The organism is Psychromonas antarctica (assembly GCF_022267535.1).
Lineage (GTDB): Bacteria > Pseudomonadota > Gammaproteobacteria > Enterobacterales > Psychromonadaceae > Psychromonas > Psychromonas antarctica.
In genome coordinates, this window is record NZ_JAHNZV010000136.1 from 1 (window position 1) to 6,295 (window position 6,295).

The 6,295-nt window shown below is 37.6% G+C and carries 5 protein-coding genes; all 5 read right to left on the reverse strand.

From position 1 onward, the window contains the following. Nucleotides 1-546: 546 nt before the first annotated feature. Nucleotides 547-765 (reverse strand): RhuM family protein, encoded by a 219-nt coding sequence (gene rhuM, locus KSO91_RS15485; protein ID WP_275114024.1) that lies wholly within the window; start codon nt 763-765, stop codon nt 547-549. A gap of 247 nt (nt 766-1,012) precedes the next feature. After that, on the reverse strand, nt 1,013-1,720 hold the full coding sequence (locus KSO91_RS15490) for an SDR family NAD(P)-dependent oxidoreductase (RefSeq protein ID WP_238743934.1): 708 nt from the start codon (nt 1,718-1,720) through the stop codon (nt 1,013-1,015). A 462-nt stretch (nt 1,721-2,182) separates the two neighbouring features. Next, nucleotides 2,183-3,526, reverse strand: a complete 1,344-nt coding sequence (locus KSO91_RS15495; protein WP_238743935.1) for an alanine/glycine:cation symporter family protein — start codon at nt 3,524-3,526, stop codon at nt 2,183-2,185. A 476-nt stretch (nt 3,527-4,002) separates the two neighbouring features. After that, the gene (locus KSO91_RS15500) at nt 4,003-4,470 is read right to left on the reverse strand and encodes an RDD family protein (protein WP_238743936.1); all 468 of its coding nucleotides are present in this window, start codon (nt 4,468-4,470) and stop codon (nt 4,003-4,005) included. Next, nucleotides 4,470-6,086 (reverse strand): PTS transporter subunit EIIC, encoded by a 1,617-nt coding sequence (locus tag KSO91_RS15505; RefSeq protein ID WP_238743937.1) that lies wholly within the window; start codon nt 6,084-6,086, stop codon nt 4,470-4,472. The genes KSO91_RS15500 and KSO91_RS15505 overlap by 1 nt, the downstream gene beginning before the upstream one ends. Nucleotides 6,087-6,295: the final 209 nt, after the last annotated feature.

The following is a 6,295-nucleotide window of genomic DNA, read 5'->3' on the forward strand; positions in this document are numbered from 1 at the left end:
TGATGAAGCCAATCTTGTTGTATTTGGGTAAGTGGTGCAATTTTCATAACATGATCTCTTTGAAGATAAAAAGAAATCGTGACAGTTATTTTAAAGCATTGTTAGATGGGGTTAGTTGATCGTTTACAAAGCTTTGAACCGTTTGGTTTAATTAAAATTGAGAGTCCATTTGCATCCCCTAGACTGTAACCTTTCTTTTTAGGTATCGCTTCGATGATCTGTTCGTCCGTTAGCCTAGGTTCTTTTATCATTTAATTATCCGATTGAAGTTAGAAGTCGTATGAATCTCATTATAAATTTATGTACAAAATAATACCAACTGGATGCTGAACGCTTGTATAGATAAATGATGTGAGTGTATTAGTCATTTATAAGGCCAACTACTCATTTCACTGTAAAAACCATAAAAAAGAAACTTCACCTTGGTTATTTTAAGGGGGACCTTACGACACAAGACTTAGCAACTTCCCAAACTAGTAATTTGGGAAGTTACATTGTAAATAGGTCATGGTAATTGCTTAATCAACTTTTATAACCTTTACATCGTTATTTTTTCTTTGCTAGCTTCAATAACTTATCAAAGTCAGAGTTGATTTTTTGAGTTTTATTGAAAGTTTGATATTCAGCTTTGGCTTTATCATCGGCAATCGATTTTCTTACACTTCCTAAATTATCTAGTACTTTATATTCGTTAAAATTAAGAAATTTATCTACAGACTCTTTTAATGATTGCATGGTTATTTCATTTCTGTAGTTGAGATTCAATAAATTATTATATTTTGACTAAGGTATTGATTAAATTTAGAGGGAGTTTGGTAGTCATACTTCTATCCGATAACGAAACTTGCGATTGACGAGATTGAGACATAATAAACTACCTCCTAGCATGCAAAACTGCATTACTAAAAGATAGAAGGGGAATTTTATTAGTCAAAAGTAATGGGTGATCGCAATTTTCTTTAAGTGTTGGCTGCGAGACACCTATCCTTATTTGTTATATTTGATGGGCTAATCACCGAGGGTAAGCACCATTATTAATATCAATACATGTTCCATTTATATATTCTGGACATTCTGTTGCCAACCAAACGATGGCTTTTGCCACTTCTTCTGGTTTAGCAAATCGGCCAGTGTAAACAGCACTTTTAATTGCATTTTTCCGTTCTTCTGGAATGACATTAAGCATATCAGTTTCAACAGGCCCTGGGGCAACTACATTAATGACAATACCTTTAGCCCCTAAAATTTTAGCAAAACTCTTCGTTGCATTAATGAGGCCTGCTTTTGTAACGCCATACCAAACGTCTGGATGACCAATTTCTCCCGCAATCGAAGCATTATTTACAATTCTACCTGAGCCTTTTTTGACCATGCTTTTTGATATTTCGCGAATTAATGCAATAGGAGCTTCAATGTTTAGTTTTAACATTTCATCTACTTTATCTTGGGGATAGTTATCAAACGGAATTGAATGCATTACACCTGCATTGTTAACCAATATATCAATTTCTCCCAGCTCTGATATTAATTCAGGAATTAGCTCAACTTTTGTTAAGTCGAAACTCTTTTTGACTACATTCTTAGAATTTAGGATTTTAGAATCATCAAAAGTTCTTGCGACCACAAAAACTTTATAGCCTAAATTTACAAGCTGTCGAGTAACTTCTAAACCAATACCTTTATTTCCACCTGTAACCAAAGCGCTTTTAGCTATCTGCATCTACTTCTCCATTCTGAAATCTAACGCCTTACTCGCCGGCGAGTCAGTTGGTGCTGTTTTTGCTGCTTTTTCTTTTAGCAAAAAACTAGACAACCAAGTGTTTGTAAATACAACATAATACTCTTTTCATTATTAATAAACCAAAACGATCATAAAGATGATTTAATTTCTAATGATAAAAATTTACCTGATTACCCACAAAGCTCAGCTATATGAAGAATTTAAAATTCCTGTAACTTCATGGAGTTAAAACATTAAGCAGTTGCAACTATTAATCCCTTCCAATCAGGGTTAAGACATGTACGTAATCAGGAAAACTTAATTTAGAGGGGTTGGTAGTAATACTGGTATCCGATAACGAAACTTGTGATTGACGAGATTGAGTCATAATAAACTACCTTCTAGCATGCAAAACAGCATTACTAAAAGATAGAAGGGTGATTTCATTAGGGGGGGCTGCAACTAAGACTCTTTACTACTAAAGTATTTTTTACTTAACGTAAATACAATAGGGCTTAACACAGCCAAGGCAATTAAGTTAGGTATTGCCATCATCGCATTTAGCGTATCACCGAGTAACCAGACAAAATCTAGATCCATAATCGCCCCCACGGGTAAGGCAAGAATAAATAGCAAGCGAAATGGCAGCACCGATTTTGGGCCAAATAGATACTCTGCGCAACGCTCACCATAAACAGACCAGCCAACAATGGTGGTAAAGGCAAATATAGCTAAGCTTATTGCCACAAAATAACCACCTACACCCGGTATAACCTGATCAAATGCAGAGGAGGTAAGCGCAGCACCCGACGCACCGTCCGTCCAATTGCCTGAAATAATAATGATTAAACCGGTAATGCTACAGAGAACTAATGTATCAATAAACGTGCCCAACATCGCAATCAAACCTTGGCGAACTGGGCTGTTAGTTTGCGCACTAGCATGAGCGATTGGCGCTGAGCCAAGCCCCGCTTCATTTGCAAAAACACCTCGAGAGACACCAAAACGAATCGCCATCCACACCGTGGCCCCAGCAAATCCACCTTGTGCAGAAGTGGGTGAAAAAGCCTGTTCAATAATCGTTGTCAGAGCGGGAACAATTTCGCTAACATTCATCAACAAAATAACCACACCGCAAGTGACATAACCGAGAGCCATAACCGGAACCAGTGCGCCCGCAAACTTACCCACTCGTTTTAAGCCACCAAGAATAACGCCGCCAGCTATAACCATAACGACTAAACCAACAACAAGGGGGGAATATGAAAAATTTGATTCTAATACTTGCGCGATAGAATTTGACTGAACTGCATTACCAATACCAAAGCAAGCAACCGTACCAAAAACTGCAAATAAGGTACCTAGCCAAGCCCAATTTTTACCCATCCCATTTTTGATATAGTACATAGGGCCCCCTACATACGCACCATTTTCATCCTTTTCACGGAAGTGAACCGCCAAGACAGCCTCCGCAAATTTAGTTGCCATTCCCAGTAACGCTGTCATCCACATCCAAAATAAGGCTCCCGGGCCACCAATAAATATGGCCGTCGCGACACCTGCAATATTTCCCGTTCCAACAGTTGAAGATAATGCAGTCATTAATGCTTGAAAGGATGAGATTTCCCCTTTGCCACTTGCTTCTCGGCCACTCCACATCAGTTTAAATGCACTGCCTATATTTAATATCGGCATAAACTTCAAACCAATGGTTAAAAACATGCCCACCCCTAAAAGAAGAACTAACATGGGGACACCCCAAACAAAGCCATTAATCAGTTCCACAAATTCAGAAATTTTTTCCATTATTCTTCTCTCCATTTTTGTTTTACGTAACGTAATAATGTAGAGGGTTTCAATAGATTTATTATTACATTGATATAACAAAATTAATTTTATAAACAAAGGTTTAATAAGATAATTAATGTTTAAGAGAATACTACGCTAACTTGGGGGTAAAGCAGAGACAAGTCCTATATAAAAAAGGGGATTTATATTTTACTCAGAAATAACCAACAATATTTAAAAAATTTATTCATAAAAATGCGATGGTTTATTCCTCAAACAGGTGAAGTTTGGCGGATGCTTACGAAAAATAGATTGACATATATTCAACTGAACGGCTTTTCTATCTATTCAAGTTATGCACTTATGATCTTAATCTAAAATATATTTGATAATTGAAAATCGGTATTTAGTTAAAAAGTAATACCGTTCACCTAAGTGAACGGTATTACAAAAATAAAGGGTTTTATTTATTCGCAGTATATTAACCGTGCTGATTAGTATTCAACAACTTTAGTCTTATTACGTTTATCATGATAAGGAAGATACCCAAAAGCAACGAACTGTGCACCACTGTAAAACATATAGATTCCAACAGTAGCAATGCACAATACGATTTTTTCAAGTTCTCTTTTCAGATAACGACGATTAGTCATCTCCCTGCTATCGGTAGAAACCACTTTTAAATGGAGAAAATACCTTGATAATGAATTCCCCAATAGCTTATAACAGAGCCAATGATAACCAATATATATACCAATAAACACCAATAACACGACGACAGACAATAGCAATAATATTGGTAATGCCATCCAACTTTCAGGAGAAAGGGACAATCCAGCCCCTTTACTCAAATAAGCGACAATACCCAAATAAATACCGATGCCTATTTGAGCAAACATTCTGACAATCGCTAAATCAATCAGAAATGAGCCTATCCTGCGATATTTGAAACCAATATTCATTACTTTCCTAAACGAGTGTTAATTTGTGTTTTATATCCTGCTGCTTGTGCACCATAGACAGCTTGAATACCTGTATTTCCTACTTTAACTAAGCCTTTTGCACCTAGTTTAGTTGTCCAATAGTGATTATCTTTTACAAGTGAACCGTCTTTTACTGTGATGCGTAGACGTGTAATACAGGCATCAACATCGATCACATTATCTTTGCCACCTAGCGCTTCAATCATTGCATCAGCCATTGCCATGTCACTACTACCAGATTTTGATTTTGCATCATTAAAATCTTTTTTAGAGACAACTGCAACGTCACTACCTTTGCGGCCAGGGGTTCTAATATCGTATTTAACGATAAACCAACGGAAAGCAAAGAAGTAAATAAACGCATAAACGACACCAACAATCGGGATATAGAACCAGTTATTATCAACTCCTGTCACCCCAGGAAGGATACCAAATAGACTAAAATCGATAAATCCACCACTGAAAGTCATCCCAACTTTAACGTTCAAAAGATCCATTAGCATAAAGCTAAGACCGGCAAGCGGTACATGAATAGCATAATAAAGGGCTGGCGCTAAAAATAGGAACGTAAATTCGATAGGTTCTGTAATACCGGTTAAAAATGCGGTTAATGCGATTGAGAATAGTAAACCTCCGGCTGCTTTTTTATTTTTATCATCGGCAAGCGTATACATTGCGTAAGCCGCTGCAGGTAGACCAAACATCATAAACGGGAATTTACCAGACATAAAGTTGGTAGAAGTGAATTGAGAGAAGTCACCGCTACCTAGTGATGCAAAGAAGATATTCTGTGTACCCTGAACCATTTTTCCTGCGATTTCTGCAGTGCCACCAATATCAGTCTGCCATAGCGGTAAATAGAAAACGTGGTGAAGTCCAGCTGGAATCAATGAACGTTCAATAATTCCGAAAATGAAAGAAGCAATATAACCATTTCCAGATGCTGCCATATCACCAAGCGTTACGCCAATCCAACCGAATACCGCACCGATAAATGGCCAGATAAACGTTAAAGCAATGCCATAGAATAGTGCTGAGAATGCACTTACAATAGGTACAAAACGAGCACCACCAAAGAACCCGAGGTAGTCTGGCAATACGACATCATGATATTTATTATGTAGAACAACAGTAAGCGCACCCGCAATGATACCACCGAATACCCCCATACTTAGTGTCCCACCAATACCAAGTGTACTGGTTAATAGGCCATCATATGCATTACCAAAAAGAACAACGGCACCACCTTTAACTAAACCACCCACAACAAGTGTTTTAGCAATCGCAACGTTCATGACTAGAAATGAGATTAATGCAGCAATCGCTGCAGCTCCTTTTTCAGCTTTTGCAAAGCCAACTGCAATAGCTAAAGCAAACATAACGGGTAGGTTGGCAAAAACGATACCACCAGCCGCAGTCATAATCTGCAAGAAGCTATTTAACCAGGTACCATTTTGCAGTATGTCAATTTGGTATGCGTTGATCATTGTTTCATTGGTGAAACTACCACCAATGCCCAGCATAATACCTGCTGCAGGTAATAAAGCTATCGGCAACATTATTGCCTGAGATAGCTTACTAAAAAAAGCCTTCATATTGTTGTGCTCCTTATTATGTAATTAGAACGTCGAAACGTAGCGAACTTTAAGACTACTAATATTAGATATCTAGACATACCGGTCGCTGTCAAGATAGTTGCAATGATTGACTGTGATTATGCAGCTAGTTTTGCTTCTTCTTCTGAGGGTTTGTTAATGTAAACATCACCTACAGGATCGCAGTTCCTTGTTTTACCTGACCAACG